This is a genomic window from Pseudomonas sp. E1BtOHC1 (assembly GCF_058744285.1).
Genome location: NZ_CP196023.1, coordinates 3,095,679 through 3,113,652, shown reverse-complemented (window position 1 = coordinate 3,113,652; position 17,974 = coordinate 3,095,679). Strand labels below are relative to the sequence as shown.

13 protein-coding genes and 6 tRNA genes are annotated in these 17,974 nt (G+C 60.8%); 4 read left to right on the top strand and 15 right to left on the bottom strand.

Annotation, left to right across the window (positions count from 1 at the left end; translation table 11 throughout):
• Window positions 1–45: 45 nt before the first annotated feature.
• Together leuD and leuC are read right to left on the bottom strand one after the other, a co-directional pair.
• Window positions 46–690 (bottom strand): 3-isopropylmalate dehydratase small subunit, encoded by a 645-nt coding sequence (gene leuD, locus ACSSVC_RS14405; RefSeq protein WP_346631701.1) that lies wholly within the window; start codon window positions 688–690, stop codon window positions 46–48.
• Between the two features lie 10 nt (window positions 691–700).
• Entirely contained in the window at window positions 701–2,119 is a 1,419-nt protein-coding gene (gene leuC / locus ACSSVC_RS14400) for a 3-isopropylmalate dehydratase large subunit (RefSeq protein WP_446440533.1), read from the bottom strand.
• Window positions 2,120–2,272: 153 nt separating this feature from the next.
• On the opposite strand from leuC, the gene ACSSVC_RS14395 reads away from it, so the two are divergent.
• Entirely contained in the window at window positions 2,273–3,163 is an 891-nt protein-coding gene (locus tag ACSSVC_RS14395; protein ID WP_346631702.1) for a LysR family transcriptional regulator, read from the top strand.
• A gap of 84 nt (window positions 3,164–3,247) precedes the next feature.
• Window positions 3,248–6,526, top strand: a complete 3,279-nt coding sequence (locus tag ACSSVC_RS14390; protein WP_492612434.1) for an EAL domain-containing protein — start codon at window positions 3,248–3,250, stop codon at window positions 6,524–6,526.
• A gap of 49 nt (window positions 6,527–6,575) precedes the next feature.
• Here ACSSVC_RS14390 and ACSSVC_RS14385 read toward each other — a convergent pair whose 3' ends face one another.
• The 12 genes from ACSSVC_RS14385 to gltX form a co-directional block, all read right to left on the bottom strand.
• On the bottom strand, window positions 6,576–7,022 hold the full coding sequence (locus ACSSVC_RS14385) for an Hsp20 family protein (RefSeq protein WP_346631704.1): 447 nt from the start codon (window positions 7,020–7,022) through the stop codon (window positions 6,576–6,578).
• Between the two features lie 113 nt (window positions 7,023–7,135).
• Window positions 7,136–8,095: a tRNA dihydrouridine synthase gene (locus ACSSVC_RS14380; RefSeq protein ID WP_346631705.1), complete on the bottom strand. Its 960-nt coding sequence runs from the start codon at window positions 8,093–8,095 to the stop codon at window positions 7,136–7,138.
• A 180-nt stretch (window positions 8,096–8,275) separates the two neighbouring features.
• Window positions 8,276–8,710 (bottom strand): acyl-CoA thioesterase, encoded by a 435-nt coding sequence (locus ACSSVC_RS14375; protein WP_346631706.1) that lies wholly within the window; start codon window positions 8,708–8,710, stop codon window positions 8,276–8,278.
• A 46-nt stretch (window positions 8,711–8,756) separates the two neighbouring features.
• Window positions 8,757–9,590 (bottom strand): alpha/beta fold hydrolase, encoded by an 834-nt coding sequence (locus tag ACSSVC_RS14370; RefSeq protein ID WP_346631707.1) that lies wholly within the window; start codon window positions 9,588–9,590, stop codon window positions 8,757–8,759.
• A 29-nt stretch (window positions 9,591–9,619) separates the two neighbouring features.
• On the bottom strand, window positions 9,620–10,159 hold the full coding sequence (locus ACSSVC_RS14365) for a TetR/AcrR family transcriptional regulator (RefSeq protein WP_346631708.1): 540 nt from the start codon (window positions 10,157–10,159) through the stop codon (window positions 9,620–9,622).
• Between the two features lie 183 nt (window positions 10,160–10,342).
• Window positions 10,343–10,418 (bottom strand) — tRNA-Glu (locus ACSSVC_RS14360).
• Between the two features lie 78 nt (window positions 10,419–10,496).
• A tRNA-Ala gene (locus tag ACSSVC_RS14355) sits at window positions 10,497–10,572 on the bottom strand.
• A gap of 52 nt (window positions 10,573–10,624) precedes the next feature.
• Window positions 10,625–10,700: transfer RNA gene (locus ACSSVC_RS14350), tRNA-Glu, on the bottom strand.
• A gap of 78 nt (window positions 10,701–10,778) precedes the next feature.
• Window positions 10,779–10,854, bottom strand: a tRNA-Ala gene (locus ACSSVC_RS14345).
• 52 nt (window positions 10,855–10,906) lie between these two features.
• Window positions 10,907–10,982, bottom strand: a tRNA-Glu gene (locus ACSSVC_RS14340).
• A 79-nt stretch (window positions 10,983–11,061) separates the two neighbouring features.
• Window positions 11,062–11,137: transfer RNA gene (locus ACSSVC_RS14335), tRNA-Ala, on the bottom strand.
• A gap of 279 nt (window positions 11,138–11,416) precedes the next feature.
• Window positions 11,417–12,898, bottom strand: a complete 1,482-nt coding sequence (gltX, locus tag ACSSVC_RS14330) for a glutamate--tRNA ligase (RefSeq protein WP_446440215.1) — start codon at window positions 12,896–12,898, stop codon at window positions 11,417–11,419.
• 230 nt (window positions 12,899–13,128) lie between these two features.
• Here gltX and ACSSVC_RS14325 point away from each other — a divergent pair, with 230 nt between their 5' ends.
• A complete protein-coding gene (locus tag ACSSVC_RS14325; protein ID WP_346631710.1) occupies window positions 13,129–14,175 on the top strand; it encodes an HlyD family secretion protein in 1,047 nt (348 codons plus the stop codon).
• Window positions 14,165–15,715 carry an MDR family MFS transporter gene (locus ACSSVC_RS14320; protein WP_492612433.1) on the top strand — a complete coding sequence of 517 codons (1,551 nt, stop codon included), beginning with the start codon at window positions 14,165–14,167 and terminating at the stop codon, window positions 15,713–15,715. Before ACSSVC_RS14325 ends, ACSSVC_RS14320 begins: the two co-directional genes overlap by 11 nt.
• A gap of 112 nt (window positions 15,716–15,827) precedes the next feature.
• Here ACSSVC_RS14320 and uvrB read toward each other — a convergent pair whose 3' ends face one another.
• On the bottom strand, window positions 15,828–17,843 hold the full coding sequence (gene uvrB, locus ACSSVC_RS14315; protein WP_346631711.1) for an excinuclease ABC subunit UvrB: 2,016 nt from the start codon (window positions 17,841–17,843) through the stop codon (window positions 15,828–15,830).
• Window positions 17,844–17,974 lie beyond the last annotated feature (131 nt).

Below are 17,974 nucleotides of genomic sequence, written 5' to 3'. Positions count from 1 at the left end.
CTACAACACAAACCTGTAGGAGCCGGCTTGCCGGCGATCAAGCGATCAGGCGTCGCGGAACAACCAGGGCTGGCTGGCCCGATGCTTGGCTTCAAAGGCGGCAATGGCGTCGCCGTCCTGCAAGGTCAGGCCGATGTCGTCGAGACCATTGAGCAGGCAATGTTTGCGGAATGCATCAATCTCGAACTTCAGTACCTTGCCGTCGGGACGGGTCACGGTCTGTGCCTCGAGGTCGATGTGCAGCTGGTAACCCGGAGTGGTTTCGACCTGCTGGAACAGCTCGTCGACTTCAGCATCGCTCAAGATGATCGGCAACAAACCGTTCTTGAAGCTGTTGTTGAAGAAGATGTCGGCATAGCTCGGCGCGATGATGCTGCGGAAACCGTACTCTTCCAGGGCCCAGGGCGCGTGCTCACGGCTCGAGCCGCAGCCGAAGTTCTCCCGCGCCAGCAGCACGCTGGCCCCTTGGTAACGCTCGGCGTTGAGGACGAAATCCTTGTTCAACGGACGCTTGGAGTTGTCCTGGTAAGGCTGGCCCACGTCGAGGTAGCGCCACTCATCGAACAGGTTCGGACCGAAGCCGGTGCGCTTGATCGACTTGAGAAACTGCTTGGGGATGATCTGGTCGGTGTCTACGTTGGCACGATCCAAAGGCGCGACCAAACCATTGTGCTGGGTGAAAGCTTTCATGCTGCGCTCCTTAGATCAATTCACGGACGTCGACGAAACGACCGCTGACAGCGGCGGCGGCGGCCATGGCCGGGCTGACCAGGTGGGTACGCCCACCAGCGCCCTGGCGCCCTTCGAAGTTGCGGTTCGACGTCGACGCGCAATGCTCACCGGACTCCAGGCGATCCGGGTTCATCGCCAGGCACATCGAGCAGCCCGGCTCACGCCATTCGAAACCGGCTTCGAGGAAGATCTTGTCCAGGCCTTCCGATTCGGCCTGGGCCTTCACCAGCCCCGAACCTGGGACCACGATCGCCTGCTTGATGGTGGAGGCCACTTTACGGCCCTTGGCGATCACCGCCGCGGCACGCAAGTCTTCGATCCGCGAGTTGGTGCAGGAACCGATGAACACGCGATCCAATTGAATGTCGGTGATTGCCTGGTTGGCGCTCAAACCCATGTACTTCAAGGCACGGACGATGGAGTCGCGCTTGACCAGATCCATTTCCTTGGCTGGGTCCGGCACGTTCTGATCCACGGCCAAAACCATTTCCGGCGAAGTGCCCCAGCTGACTTGCGGCTTGATCTGCGCGGCGTCGAGCTCGACCACGGTGTCGAACTGGGCATCGGCATCGGACACCAGGTCTTTCCAGGCCTCGACGGCCAGATCCCATTCAGCGCCCTTGGGGGCGAATGGACGACCCTTGACGTAGGCCACGGTCTTTTCATCCGCCGCCACCAGCCCGACACGGGCACCGGCTTCGATGGACATGTTGCAGATGGTCATGCGGCCTTCAACGGACAGTTCACGAATCGCGCTGCCGGCGAACTCGATGGCGTGGCCGTTGCCACCGGCGGTGCCGATCTTGCCGATCACAGCAAGGACGATGTCCTTGGCGGTCACGCCAAACGGCAAGGTGCCTTCCACGCGCACCAGCATGTTCTTCATCTTCTTGGCCACCAGGCACTGGGTGGCGAGCACGTGCTCCACCTCGGAAGTGCCGATGCCATGGGCCAGGGCACCAAAGGCGCCGTGGGTCGAGGTGTGGGAGTCACCGCAGACCACGGTCATGCCCGGCAAGGTCGCGCCCTGCTCCGGACCGATCACGTGGACGATGCCCTGGCGCACGTCGTTCATCTTGAATTCGACGATGCCGTATTCGTCACAGTTGTCATCGAGGGTCTGCACCTGCAGACGGGAGACCTGATCGGCAATCGCTTCGATCCCACCCTTGCGCTCAGGGGTGGTCGGTACGTTGTGGTCCGGGGTGGCGATGTTGGCATCGATGCGCCAAGGCTTGCGCCCGGCCAGACGCAGGCCTTCGAACGCTTGCGGCGAGGTCACTTCATGGATGATGTGACGATCGATATAGATCAGCGCCGAACCATCGTCGCGCTGCTTGACCAAATGCGAATCCCAGAGCTTGTCGTAGAGCGTCTTGCCGGCCATCGGACCATTCCTCATCAGCTTGTTTCTATGCCCCGGGCCCTGATCGTCGGCCGATCAATAACCCCTTGGCTTGTGAGGCTGATGCTATGGCGTTAGATTAAATAACTCAAATTCATATTTTTCATGCTTTGGATAACCAACTGGAATACGATCATGGACCTGGCCAATCTCAACGCCTTTATCGCCATCGCCGAGACCGGCAGCTTCTCCGGCGCCGGCGAACGCCTGCACCTGACCCAGCCAGCCATCAGCAAGCGTATCGCCGGGCTGGAGCAGCAACTCAATGTACGGCTGTTCGATCGCCTGGGCCGCGAGATCGGCCTGACTGAAGCCGGACGCGCGCTGCTGCCCCGGGCCTACCAGATCATCAACGTGCTGGACGACACCCGCCGCGCCCTGACCAATCTCACCGGAGAAGTCAGCGGCCGCCTGACCCTTGCCACCAGCCACCACATTGGTCTGCATCGCCTGCCCTCGCTGCTGCGGGCCTTTACCCGACGCTACCCCCAGGTGGCCCTGGACATACAGTTTCTGGATTCCGAAGTGGCTTATGAGGAAATTCTCCATGGCCGCGCCGAACTGGCGGTGATCACCCTGGCGCCCGAGCCCCACAGCCTGATCAAGGCGACTGCGGTCTGGGACGACCCCCTCGACTTCGTCGCAGCTCCGGAGCATCCGCTGGTCAGCAACGGCCAGGTCAGCCTGGCGGACATCGCCCTGCACCCGGCGGTTTTCCCCGGCGGCAATACCTTTACTCACCATATTGTCCAACGCTTGTTTGAAGCCCAGGGCCTGACACCGAACATCGCCATGAGCACTAACTACCTGGAAACTATAAAGATGATGGTTTCCATCGGTCTGGCCTGGAGCGTCCTGCCCCGCACCATGCTCGACGATCAAGTGGCGCGCATTCCTTTACCGGGCATACAGCTGCGACGCCAGCTAGGCTATATCCTGCATACCGAACGGACGCTGTCGAATGCTGCGCGGGCTTTCATGGCCTTACTGGATGCACAAGTCGATTGGCCAGGGAACCCGGCATAGCTTTTCCGGGTATAGCCCGTGCCACGCCGCACTGTCATGAGTATCCCGCGCCAAACGAATGACTCAGCTCAAGGCCTGACACCCATGCCAAAACCCGCTGACCGTATTCCACCCATGCCGCGCATCCATGCTGTCGACCCCCGGGAGTCGGAACAAAGCTGGGAAAGCGCGCCGCAGCTGCTCGCCGCCCTCAATGGCGCACGACTGGGAGCCTGGTATTGGGATATTGAAAGCGGACAGATCAGCTGGTCCCGGGGCACTCAGGCACTGTTCGGCTTCGATCCGCGCAAACCCCTGCCGGAAAACCTCGAATACCTCGATCTGCTCCCCATCGAAGACCGGGCCAGGACCGTGCGGGCTTTTCACTCGGTGCTGGCGGGGGCGCCCCTGGAACACGCCATGCACCACCGCATTCGCTGGCCCGATGGCAGTCTGCACTGGCTGGAGATCAACGGCAGCGTGCTGCCGGACAAGCACGGCAAGCCCCGAATGATCGGGGTGATCCGCGAGATCACCCACCAACGCCAGCGGGAGGAGGCCCTCAGCAGTTCGGAAAAACGTTTCGCCACCCTGTTCCACCTGTGCCCCAACATGGTGCTGCTGACCCGCCTGGAAGATGGCCTGATCAGCGAAGCCAACCAATACTTCGAAAGCCAGTTCGGCTGGCCCGCCGAGCACGTGATAGGCCGCACCACCCTGGAGATCGGTCTGTGGGTCAATCCCGAACAGCGAGCCCAACTGATCAAGGCCGTACAGAAAAAGGGCCAGGCCGCCAGCCTCGAAGTCCAATTCCGCGCCAGCAATGGCCAGATCCACGACGGCATTCTCAGCGCGCAGAAAATCGAACTGGAAGGCAAGCCCTACCTGCTGAGCACCTTTCTCGATACCAGCGAACGCAAAAGAGCCGAACAAGCCCTCAAGGACAGCCAGGAACGCCTCGACCTGGCCCTGGACTCGGCGCAACTGGGCACCTGGGATTGGCACATTCCCAGCGGCATGCTCTATGGCTCGGCCCGTGCCGCGCAATTGCACGGCCTGGAGCCCGCGCCCTTCCATGAATCCTTCGAAGCCTTTTTCGAGGGTGTACCCACTGAAGAACGCGACAGCATGCGCGATGCCTATCGCAGCCTGCGAGAAGGCCCTGCGGGCAACTACCAACTGACCTATCGGGTGCAGTTGGCGGACGGCAGCTCGCGCTACCTGGAGAGCCGCGCCCGCCTTTATCGCGACGAGCAGGGCAGTCCACTGCGCATGGCCGGAACGCTGCTGGACATCACCGAGCAGGTGGAACGCGAACAGCGCCTGATCACTTCCGAGGAGAAATTCGCCAGCCTGTTCCAGGTCAGCCCAGACCCTATCTGCCTGACCCTGCTGGAAACCGGCCAGTTCATCGAGATCAATTCAAGCTTCACCCAGACCTTCGGCTGGACCCAGGAAGATGTGATCAACCGCAGCGCCGAGCAGATCGGCTTCTGGGAAGACTCCGCCCCGCGCCTGCGGCGCATCGAACAGGTGATTCGCGAACAGGCACTGAACAACGTGGCAGTGGTGGTCAATCACAAGAACGGCCAGGCGCTGACCTGCATCATTTCCAGCCGCCTGATTACCGTCGACAAGCAGCCGTGCATCGTCACCACACTGCGAGACATCACCCAGCAACAGCGTTCCGAGGCCGCTCTCAAGGCCAGCGAAGAGAAATTCGCCAAGGCCTTCCACTCCAGCCCCGACGCCATCACCATCACCGAGCGCGACACCGGCCGCTACCTGGAGGTCAACGACGGCTTCTGCCGCCTGACCGGCTACCGCACCGATGAAGTGCTCGGCCGCACCATGTACCAGGTCGGCATCTGGGCCGAAGAAGCCCAGCTCGCCACGCTGCTGGCGGAGCTCAGGCTCAAGGGCCGGGTGCATCACCTGGAAATGCTCGGGCGTAACAAGCGCGGGGAAATCCTCACCCTCGAGGTCTCGGTGGAGCCGATCATCCTCAATGAGACCCCATGCCTGCTGCTCACGGCCCGGGACGTCAGCCTGCTGAAGAATGCCCAGGCACAGATCCGCCACCTGGCCTACCACGATCCCTTGACCAACCTGCCCAACCGCGCCCTGCTGATGGACCGCCTGAGCCAGCAGATCGCTCTGCTCAAGCGCCACAACCTGCGGGGCGCCCTGCTGTTCCTCGACCTGGACCACTTCAAGCACATCAACGACTCCCTGGGGCACCCGGTGGGCGATACCGTTCTGAAGATCATCACCGCCAGACTGGAAGCCAGCGTGCGCATGGAAGACACCGTCGCGCGCCTGGGCGGCGATGAGTTCGTGGTACTGCTCAGCGGCCTGGAAGGCTCGCGCAACGAGGTCAGCGAACAAGTTCGGCAACTGGCGGGAACCCTGCGCGAGCTGCTCTCGGAACCGATGTTCCTCGACGGCCAGCGCCTGCAAGTCACCCCCAGCATCGGTGTGGCGCTGATTCCCGATCACGGTTCGACCCCCACCGACCTGCTCAAGCGCGCCGACATCGCCCTTTACCGTGCCAAGGACTCCGGGCGCAACACCACGCAGATGTACCACAACACCATGCAAAAGGCCGCCAGCGAACGCCTGCGCATGGAAACCGACCTGCGTCTGGCCCTGTCCCGCGGCGAATTCAGCGTGCACTTCCAGCCTCAGGTGGATGCCCGCGACAACCGCATCGTCGGCGCCGAGGCCCTGGTGCGCTGGCAGCACCCGGAGCTGGGGGCGCAATCACCGACGGAGTTCATCAAGGTACTGGAGGACAGCGGCCTGATCCTTGAAGTGGGCACCTGGATTCTCGATGAGGCCTGCCTGGCCTTCAGCCAACTGATCGAACAAGGCCTGGTGGACCCGTACCACTTCAGTCTGTGCGTCAACATCAGCCCACGACAGTTTCGCCAGAACGACTTTGTCGAAAGAATCGAACACAGCCTGAGCGCCCATGCCCTGCCCTCATCATTGCTGAAGCTGGAGATCACCGAAGGCATCGTGATCCAGAATCTGGATGACACCATCAACAAGATGCGTCGACTGAAAAAACTCGGTGTCAGTTTTGCCATGGACGACTTTGGCACCGGCTACTCCTCCCTGACGTACCTCAAACGCTTGCCGGTAGACACCCTGAAGATAGATCAGTCATTTGTCCGCGATGCGACCCACGACCCCAACGATGCGGAAATCATCCGAGCTATCGTTGCCATGGCTCGCAGCCTGAACCTGAAGGTGATCGCTGAAGGCGTGGAAACACCGCAGCAACTGGAGTTTCTGCAGGGACTGGAGTGCCACCTGTACCAGGGCTACCTGCACAGCCGGCCGCTGCCCTTGAGCGAGTTCATGAAACTGCTGAAGTGACGGCCACAAAAAAGGGCGCCACCAGGGCGCCCTTTTTTTTGCAGCGGTCTTAGTGTTGCAGAGCCGGCTGCTGCGCACCGTTGATCGGGATGCGCTTGGCTTTGGCCTCTTCCGGCACGACCCGCAGCAGGTCGATATTCAGCAGACCGTTGCTCAGGGCCGCCGCCTTGACCTCGATATGGTCGGCCAGACGGAAGGACAGCTTGAATGCCCGCTGGGCAATGCCCTGATGCAGGTAGGTAACGCCTTCATTGGCGTCACGCTTGCCACCGCTCACGGTCAACACGCCTTTTTCCACTTGCAGCTCCAGGTCTTCTTCCTGGAAGCCGGCGGCCGCGATGACGATGCGGTACTCATCATCGGCGTGTTTCTCAACGTTGTAGGGTGGGTAGCTGCTGCCCGGTTCGTTACGCAGTGCCGACTCGAACAGATCATTGAAACGGTCGAAGCCGACAGAGGAACGGAACAGTGGAGCCAAGGAAAATGCAGTACTCATGGGTATTTCTCCTGATAGTCAGCGAGTGGTTATCTCCGCGACCCGAATTCGGCGTCGCGTACCCAAGAGATAGGGATAGGCCCTGACATTTCAAGAGGCGCTTTTTGAATTTTTTACGCCGCCTCGCTGTGGGGCATGCCCAACAGCCGCCCCACCTGATCCAGATCGGTTTCCCGACGCAGGGCGGTAAACAGCTCAACTGCCTCCGGATAGTTGCGGGTCAGCATGGCCAGCCATTGCTTGAGACGGCCCGGCGCCGAACGGGGTGTCAGTTGCACCACCACCTGGGCCCAGAAGTCCTGGAGCATGGGCTGCAGATCAGCCCAGGACATTTCCACCACCTCCTCTCCCGCCCGAGCCGCAGCGATCTGCCGGGCCAGATCCGGACGCGAGACCAGCCCACGACCGAGCATGATGTCCTCCACGCCACTGATCTCCCGACAGCGCCGCCAATCCTCGACGCTCCAGATATCGCCGTTGGCGAACACCGGCACCTTGACCACGTCCTGCACCCGTGGAATCCACTCCCAGTGGGCCGGCGGCTTGTAGCCATCGACCTTGGTCCGTGCGTGAACCACGATATGCTCCGCGCCGCCCTCGGCCAGCGCCGTAGCGCACACCAGCGAACCGTCCGGACTATCGAAACCCAGGCGCATTTTTGCCGTGACCGGGATATGCGCGGGCACTGCTCGCCGCACATGCTCGACAATCTGATTCAGCAGTTCGGGCTCCTTAAGCAGCACCGCCCCGCCCCGGGACTTGTTGACGGTCTTGGCCGGACAACCGAAGTTCAGGTCGATCACCTCGCTGCCCAGCTCGCAGGCCAACGCGGCATTTTCCGCCAGGCACACCGGATCGGACCCCAGCAACTGCACGCGCAAAGGCACGCCGGCAGCAGTGTGCGCGCCTTGCAGTAACTCGGGGGCGAGCTTGTGGAAATAGGCAGGCGTCAGTAGACGGTCATTGACGCGGATGAACTCGGTGACACACCAGTCGATCCCGCCAACACGAGTCAATACATCCCGCAGGATGTTGTCGACCAACCCCTCCATGGGCGCCAAGGCAATTTGCATGAAACACACTCAACGAAAAATCAGGCGAAAAAACGTCCGCCAGTTTACTGGGTTTCACCCGACAACAGGAGTTTTGTAGGAACGGCCTGGGGACGTTGCGCTAGCCAGCGAATGGACCCTGCCGCCCCCCATGAATACGTCTTCGCCGGCAAGCCAGTTCCTACGGAGAGGGAAAGGTGATCACGAGCCCTGCAGGGCCGGACCGTAGCCCTCAAGGAATTCGGTGGGCATGCGCTTGGGCTTGCCGCTGGACAGCTCGATGCAGACAAAGGTGGTTTGGGCCCGCAACAAGGTAGTGCCATCGCTCGGACGGACCAGCTGGAAACGTCGAGTCATCTTCAGACGCTGGTCCCAATCGACGATCCAGGTGGCCAGTTGCAACTCATCCCCTTCGTAAGCCGCGGCCAGGTAGTCGATCTCATGCCGTACCACGGCCATCGCCCGATCCAGGCGACGGTACTCGGCCAGATCCAGCCCGAGTCGTTGCGAATGACGCCAGGCGCAACGCTCCAGCCAAGTCACGTAGACCGCATTGTTGGCGTGCCCCAGGCCATCGATATCCTCGGCCACTACCTGCAGATCGATAACGAATGGCGTTGCCAGATCCCAACTCATGCCCAACTCCCGGTCAGATTTTTGACCGGGGCAGTGTAACGGATGCTCAGGCCGATTGGCGCGCCTGGAGATGGCGTCCGGTGACCAGGGTAATCACGGCATCGATCACTCGGGGGTCAGCCAATACCCGCTGATGACCACCCTCACTCAAGCGCAGCAAGCGACTGTCGAACCAGGCCTGGTGGATCAATTCCGACTCCTTGACCGATACAAACCGATCATCTTCGGCATGAATGATCAGGCCAGGCATCTCCAACTGATATTGAGCCACGTCCAGGGTCGCCGCGCGCATCCCCACATCCTTCTCCACTTGACGGATAAAGGCCGAGCGCGCCCTGGGCGGCAAGCGCATGTAGCGGGCGAAACCTCGCAACACACCAAGAATCCGAGCCGGCGCGGCGATACTGACCAGGGTTTCGGTGCGCAGCCCCAACTGCACAGCGAGCATGGCGCTGGCACCGCCCATGGAGTGGCCAATCACTGCGCGCAAGGGCGGCAATTCCGCCGCAGCTTCCAACATCGCTCGGGCAAACAACACCACATTGGCCTCATCTCCCGGAGAGCGGCCGTGAGCAGGACCATCCAGCGCTACTGCGGTATAACCAGCCGCCACCAGCGCCTCGATCAGGCTGGCAAATTGAGTGGGTCGCCCTTCCCAGCCATGCATCAGCAACACTGTCGGCCCCTGCCCCCAACGCAAGGCAGAAAGACCAAAGCGCAAGGTCAGACGCTCAGCACACTCCAGCAGGGGTAACTCCCACTCTCGGGGCGGCAGCTCACGGGGAGTCATGAACAACTGGCGCATCCGATTCGCCGCCCACTGAGGAGCTACCCAGCCCAGAGTGCCATTGACACCACGAATCCAGCTCAATCCGCTCATCACCCACTACCTCGCAACCGAACTTCAGGTCATAGAACTGCCGACTTGGCGGCACGCAGCAGACGATCGGACAACTCACCTGGCCCCAGAGCACGCGCCAGGGACAGCCCGCCAACCATCAGCGCCATATCCGCCAGGGCTTTGTCCGTGTCTTCGGGACTGGCGGCCAACTGCGCAACCATCAGCTCCATATGCTCGCTCAAAGCCTTGCGAAAACTCTCTGGAAGCCGCCCCAGCTCACCCACCGATGCCGGAATCGGGCAGGCCTGCTCAGTGGAGTCGCGGTGCTTGCGCGATAGATAGAACGCTGCCGTCAGCGCCCTGCGCTCTTCACCACTCAAACCTGCATCCATCTCATCGAGCAAGCCACGTCGGTGGGCGAGTAATTGGGTGAACGCCTCAAGCATCAGCGCATCCTTGCTCTCGAAGTGCGCATAGAAGCCACCCACCGTCAGCCCGGCAGCCCCCATCACCTCACCCACACTCGGTTCGGCCGGGCCGCGCTGGATCAACGCCGAACTGGCAGCCTGGAGAATACGTTCGCGGGTTTGAGCTTTTTTATCGTTCATCGTTGCCTCCGAATATTACGGACAAAATATTATTCTCATAATAATTTTCCGCAAGTCGCCAGTGTGACCGCCGGTCAGAAGTGCAGGCTGAGGAAGAAAGTAAGAGTTGGCCGGACGCCAGAAAAACAAAAGGGCCATTCAATGATTGAATGACCCTTAAAAATCCCGCATAGCGGGTAAACGTGGCGTCCCCTAGGGGACTCGAACCCCTGTTACCGCCGTGAAAGGGCGGTGTCCTAGGCCACTAGACGAAGGGGACACATACCCTTCTAACAGCTGATCAGTGCTGAGTACTGATCGATTCAAGGCCGGTGTGGCCAGGCCTTGAACTGTAAATTGGTGGAGCTAGACGGGATCGAACCGTCGACCTCTTGCATGCCATGCAAGCGCTCTCCCAGCTGAGCTATAGCCCCGGATTTTCGCCTCGCGGCGCAGCGACATCTTGCAACATCGCTTGTGTAAAACTGGCGTCCCCTAGGGGACTCGAACCCCTGTTACCGCCGTGAAAGGGCGGTGTCCTAGGCCACTAGACGAAGGGGACACATACCCTTCTAACAGCTGATCAGTGCTGAGTACTGATCGATTCAAGGCCGGTGTGGCCAGGCCTTGAACTGTAAATTGGTGGAGCTAGACGGGATCGAACCGTCGACCTCTTGCATGCCATGCAAGCGCTCTCCCAGCTGAGCTATAGCCCCGGATTTTCGCCTCGCGGCGCAGCGACATCTTGCAACATCGCTTGTGTAAAACTGGCGTCCCCTAGGGGACTCGAACCCCTGTTACCGCCGTGAAAGGGCGGTGTCCTAGGCCACTAGACGAAGGGGACGCAAACCCTTCTAACAGCTGATCAGTGCTGAGTACTGATCGATTCAAGGCCGGTGTGGCCAGGCCTTGAACTGCAAATTTGGTGGAGCTAGACGGGATCGAACCGTCGACCTCTTGCATGCCATGCAAGCGCTCTCCCAGCTGAGCTATAGCCCCTCGTCGGTGAGGACGGGGCGAATCTTAAGGGGCGATCGGAAGGCTGTCAATTTTTTTTCCGCATTTTGAAAAAAAATTTGCCGGGATAACAACCACTTACCGCCCCGCCCTAAAAACCCTGGCTTTTTCAGTCTCACCAGCCCGCGCCAACTCCCGTAAAAGGGGCGCCGCGAGCCGCCAGTAGCCTACTTGGTCAGCGATCAACCCGCCTCGCGCCTGAGACTCAAGCGTAGTCGAAAAGCCCGCTGCCCCTGGCAGCTCCCCTGCCGCGAAGCGCTATCAGCCGATGGCGCTCAGCAGTTTTTCCCATTCCTTATTTTCTTTCTTCGATACGCCGCCGAGCAGGTCGATAGCCTGGCGCAGACGGAAACGAGTCAGGTCCGGGCCAAGGATCTCCATGGCATCGAGCACCGACACCGAGCTGGCCTGGCCAGTGATCGCGGCGAACATCAGCGGCATCGCGTCACGCAGCTTCAGCTCCAAGGATTCGACCACTGCCTGAATGGTCGCGGTGATGCTGTCTTTCTCCCACTGGCGCAGGCTTTCGAGCTTCCACAAGATCAACTGCATCAGTTGCCGCACCTGATCGCCAGAGAGCTTCTTGGATTCGAACAGCTTGGCATCCGGGGTCACGCCACCGGCGAAGAAGAAGCCGGCCAACGGTGCGATCTGACTGAAGGTCTCCACCCGCCCTTGCACATGAGGCGCTATCTTCATCAGGTACTCAGGATTCAGCGCCCAGGTCTGCACACGGCTGGCGAACTCTTCCACCGGCAGGTCACGCAGCCACTGGCCGTTGAGCCAGGACAGTTTCTCGATATCGAAGATCGGCCCACCCAGGGATACCCGCGAAAGGTCAAAGTTATCGACCATTTCCTGCAACGAGAACTTCTCGCGCTCGTCCGGCATCGACCAACCCATGCGCCCCAGGTAATTGAGCATGGCTTCCGGCATGAAGCCCATGCGCTCATAAAAGGTCACAGAGGTCGGATTCTTGCGCTTGGACAGCTTGCTCTTGTCCGGATTGCGCAGCAATGGCATGTAGCACAGCTGCGGCTGCTCCCAGCCGAAGTACTCGTAGAGCAGGATCAGCTTCGGTGCCGAAGGCAGCCACTCTTCGCCACGCAGCACGTGGGTGATGCCCATCAGGTGGTCATCGACCACGTTGGCCAGAAAGTAGGTCGGCAGGCCATCGGTCTTCATCAACACCTGCATGTCCATGCGATCCCACGGGATCTCGACATCGCCACGCAGCAGGTCTGGCACCACGCAGACACCTTCAGTCGGCACCTTCATGCGGATCACGTGAGGCTCGCCGGCCGCCAGACGCTGGGCCACTTCTTCCTTGGACAGCAGCAAGGCACGGCCGTCATAACGCGGGGTTTCGCCACGAGCCATCTGCTCGGCGCGCATCTGATCCAGCTCTTCAGCAGTGCAGAAGCACGGGAAGGCGTGGCCCAGGTCCACCAGTTGCTGAGCGTACTTCTGGTAGATGTCGCCGCGCTCGCTCTGGCGATACGGACCATGGGGACCGCCCACATCCGGCCCTTCGCTCCAGTTGATACCCAACCAGCGCAAGGCATCGAAAATCTGCTGCTCGGATTCGCGAGTCGAACGCAACTGATCGGTGTCTTCGATCCGCAGGATGAACTCACCGCCGTGCTGCTTGGCAAAGCAATAGTTGAACAAAGCGATGTAAGCGGTACCTACGTGGGGGTCCCCGGTAGGCGATGGCGCGATGCGCGTGCGGACGGTGGTCATGGCATGTCTCGAAAAGATAGAAAAACGAGGAATAAAACAGGGGGCGAATGGTAACAGGCGACCCCGGCCCGGCTCCAGTGAGGAGGGCATTTAAGCCAAGGTTGCGACTACAGACCGCTGCCGAGCCCATGAATGGCCAAATATCAGCACCTGGCATTTACCACCCACGAGCTATCTGACAGATTCGCCCACTGATAAATTTCCTTACACTTTTTGACTACAGCCTGCCCATGCCTGCCCAACTCAAGCGTCGCCTGTTCGTTTTCCTGTCCCTGGTGCTACTGGTCGTCCTGGGCTTCCTCGCCCACTGGTGGTTTCATGGGCGCTTTTATGAAACCACCGACAACGCCTATGTGCAGGGTGAAATCACCCGGGTCTCCAGCCAACTCAGTGCACGGATCGACGAAGTCCTGGTGCAAGACAACCAGCATGTGGCCAAGGGTCAATTGCTGGTACGCCTGGAGGGCAAGGATTTCCAACTGGCGGTGGACCGCGCCCAGGCCGCCCTCGCCACCCGTGAAGCCGAACGCCTGCAAGCCCAGAGCAAACTGACCCAACAAGCCAGCCTGATTGCCGCGAGCCAGGCCCAGGTTGCATCGAGCCAAGCCAGCCTCGGCCGTTCGCAGATCGACCTTTCCCGGGCCCAGGCTCTGCGCAAACCCGGTTATGTCTCTGAAGAACGGGTGACCACCCTGTCCGCCGACAACCATATCGCCCGCTCCCAGGTGACCAAGGCCGAGGCCGACCTGCAAGCCCAGCGCCAGCAAGTCAACGCACTGAGCGCCGAAATCAAGCGCCTCGATGCACAGATCGCCAATGCCCAGGCAGACTTGGCCCAAACCCAACTGAATCTGACCCGCAGCGAAATCCACGCCCCCATCGGCGGCATCATCGGCCAACGCGCCGCACGCAACGGCCAGGTGGTGCAAGCAGGCGCCTACCTGCTGTCGATCGTTCCGGACCAGGACATCTGGGTCCAGGCCAACTTCAAGGAGACCCAGATCGGCCACATGCTGCCCGGACAAAAGGCCGAACTGACCTTCGACGCCTACGGCGACACACCGATCCAGGCCCGGGTCGACAGCCTGTTCGCCGCCTCCGGCGCACAGTTCAGCCTCCTGCCACCGGACAATGCCACCGGCAACTTCACCAAGGTGGTACAGCGCATTCCGGTAAAGCTGACCTTCGCTGCCGATAATCCCCTACAGGGCAAGATCCGCCCGGGCATGTCGGTCACTGTCAAAGTGAATATCAAAGACCCTGTCGATGGCCGGTGATCAACTGCTGCGTCCGCAAGGCGAGCCCAGCCGGCGCGACTGGATCGCGGTGATGAGCGCCATGCTCGGCGCCTTCATGGCGGTGCTCGACATCCAGATCACCAACTCCTCGCTGAAGGACATCCAGGGCGCACTGTCCGCCACCCTGGAGGAAGGCTCGTGGATCTCCACCTCCTACCTGGTGGCGGAGATCATCATGATTCCCCTCACTGCCTGGCTGGTGCAGTTGCTATCGGCACGGCGGCTGGCGGTCTGGGTCTCGGTGGGTTTCCTGATCGCCTCCCTGCTCTGCTCTATGGCCTGGAGCCTGGAAAGCATGATCGTGTTCCGCGCCCTGCAGGGTTTTACCGGCGGCGCGCTGATTCCCCTGGCGTTCACCCTGACCCTGATCAAGCTCCCCGAGCACCATCGGGCCAAGGGCATGGCGATGTTCGCCATGACCGCCACCTTCGCCCCGTCTATCGGACCGACCCTGGGCGGCTGGCTCACGGAAAACTGGGGCTGGGAGTACATCTTCTATATCAATGTACCGCCAGGCTTGCTGATGATCGCCGGTCTGCTCTATGGCCTGGAGAAGAAGGAAGCCCACTGGGAGCTGCTGAAAAGCACCGATTACGTCGGCATTTTCACCCTCGGCCTGGGCCTGGGCTGCTTGCAGGTGTTCCTGGAAGAGGGGCATCGCAAGGACTGGCTGGAATCGAGCCTGATCGTGACCCTGGGCAGCATTGCCCTGATCAGCCTCATCACCTTCGTCATCGTGCAACTCTCCCGGCCCAATCCTCTGATCAACCTGGGCATCCTGCGCAATCGCAATTTCGGCCTGTCGAGCATTTCCAGCCTGGGCATGGGCGTTGGTCTGTACGGTTCGATCTACCTCTTGCCGCTGTACCTGGCGCAAATCCAGAACTACAACGCCCTGCAGATCGGCGAAGTGATCATGTGGATGGGCGTGCCGCAGCTGTTCCTGATTCCGCTGGTGCCCAAGCTGATGCAATTCGTTTCGCCAAAATGGCTATGCGCCCTGGGATTTGGCCTGTTCGGGCTGGCGAGCTTTTCTTCCGGGGTGCTCAACCCGGACTTCGCCGGGCCGCAGTTCAATCAGATCCAGATCATCCGCGCCCTGGGCCAGCCGCTGATCATGGTCACCATCTCGCTGATTGCCACGGCTTATATACAACCCCAGGACGCGGGATCGGCTTCCAGCCTGTTCAACATCCTGCGCAATCTCGGCGGTGCCATTGGCATCGCCCTGCTGGCAACATTGCTGGACGCCCGAACCAAGACCTACTTCGACTATCTGCGTGAAGCGTTGGTACCGAGTAATCCCCAGGTGGCGGAACGCCTGGCGAACCTCACCGACAAATTCGGCAATGAAACCGCGGCACTGGGCAAGCTCAGCGAGATCACCCATCAGCAGGCGATGATCATGGCCTACAACGACGCCTTCCACTTTGTCGGCATCGCCCTGGGCATCAGCATGCTGGCGGTGCTGTTGACCAAAGCCCTACCCAAGGGTCTGAAGGCAGGAGAAGCCCACTGACCCACGAATTGCCTGCTGGGGCTGGCTTGCCAGCGAAGAGACTCTCGATCCATGCACAGAACTTGAGCGCCTCTTCGCCGGCAAGCCGGCTCCTACGAGGGATTAAGCGGCGTCAAACGGTGAGCAAGCGCTCGCGCAACTTGGTGATTTCGTCGCGCATCTGCGCCGCCGCTTCGAACTCCAGGTCCCGGGCCAGTTGGTACATTTTCTCTTCGAGCTGGCGAATGCGCTTGGTGATCTCGCTGGGCGAACGCAGTTCGTTTTCGTAACGGGCACTTTCTTCGGCGGCCTTGGCCATGCCCTTGCGCTTCTTGCTGCGCGACCCCGGCACTGTGGCGCCTTCCATGATGTCGGCGACATCCTTGAACACCCCTTTGGGGGTGATGCCGTTGGCCAGGTTGAAGGCAATCTGCTTGTCGCGCCGGCGTTCGGTCTCGCCAATCGCCCGCTCCATAGAGCCGGTGATGCGGTCAGCATAGAGAATCGCCCGGCCATTGAGGTTACGCGCGGCCCGGCCGATGGTCTGGATCAGCGAACGCTCGGAACGCAGGAAGCCTTCCTTGTCGGCATCGAGAATCGCCACCAGGGACACTTCCGGCATGTCCAGGCCTTCACGCAGCAGGTTGATCCCCACCAGCACATCGAAAGTGCCCAGGCGCAGATCGCGAATGATTTCCACCCGCTCCACGGTGTCGATGTCCGAGTGCAGGTAACGTACGCGCACGCCGTGGTCGGCCAAGTAATCGGTGAGGTCCTCGGCCATGCGCTTGGTCAGGGTGGTCACCAGCACTCGTTCTTCCACCGCCACGCGCTTGGTGATTTCCGATAGCAGATCGTCCACCTGGGTCAGGGCCGGGCGCACCTCCACTTGCGGGTCCACCAGACCGGTGGGGCGTACCACCTGCTCCACCACGCGCCCGGCGTGTTCAGCCTCATAGTTGCCCGGGGTGGCGGAAACAAAGATGGTCTGCGGGCTGACTCCTTCCCACTCATCAAAACGCATCGGCCGGTTGTCCAGCGCCGAAGGCAGGCGGAAGCCGTATTCCACCAGGGTTTCCTTGCGCGAGCGGTCGCCCTTATACATGGCACCGACCTGCGGCACGCTGACGTGGGATTCGTCGATCACCAGCAACGCATCCGCCGGCAGGTAGTCGTACAAGGTGGGTGGCGCGGCACCGGCGGGACGGCCGGAGAGGTAGCGCGAGTAGTTCTCGATGCCGTTGCAGTAGCCCAGTTCGAGAATCATCTCCAGGTCGAATCGGGTGCGTTGCTCCAGACGCTGGGCTTCCACCAGCTTGTTGTTGGAGCGCAGGTATTCCAAGCGTTCCTGCAGTTCCACCTTGATCCCCTCGATGGCGTCCAGCAGGGTTTCCCGCGGGGTCACGTAATGGCTCTTGGGGTAGAAGGTGAAACGCGGCAGCTTGCGAATCACTTCGCCGGTCAGGGGATCGAAGGCGCTGATGCTTTCCACCTCGTCGTCGAACAGCTCGATGCGGATCGCTTCCAGGTCGGATTCCGCCGGGTAGATGTCGATCACATCGCCGCGCACACGGAAGGTGGCGCGGGCAAAGTCCATGTCGTTGCGGGTGTATTGCAGGTCCGCCAGACGCCGCAGCAAAGCACGCTGGTCAAGTTTGTCGCCGCGGTCCACGTGCAGGACCATTTTCAGGTAGGTTTCCGGACTGCCCAGACCATAGATGCAGGACACCGTGGTCACGATGATCGCGTCCTTGCGCTCCAGCAACGCCTTGGTGGCAGACAGGCGCATCTGCTCGATATGGTCGTTGATCGAGGCGTCCTTCTCGATAAAGGTGTCCGAGGACGGCACGTAAGCTTCGGGCTGGTAGTAGTCGTAGTAGGAAACGAAGTACTCAACCGCATTGTTCGGGAAGAAGGCCTTGAACTCACCGTACAACTGCGCGGCCAAGGTCTTGTTCGGCGCCAGCACCAGGGTCGGGCGCTGTACCTGGGCGATCACGTTGGCGATGCTGAACGTCTTGCCCGAACCGGTCACACCGAGCAGGGTCTGGTGCGCCAGCCCGGCCTCGATGCCTTCGACCATCAGACGGATGGCTTCCGGCTGGTCGCCGGCGGGCTGGAAGCGGGTGACTAGCTGGAATTCGGACATAACGTACCTCTGGGATCATTCGTGCGCGGCGATACCGTACAGGAACGAGAAAGACCGCGTACGACCCATGTCGCCGAGGAAAAAACGGGAATGTGCTAGATGTGGAGCCAAATACTACGGCTTTCAAGGGA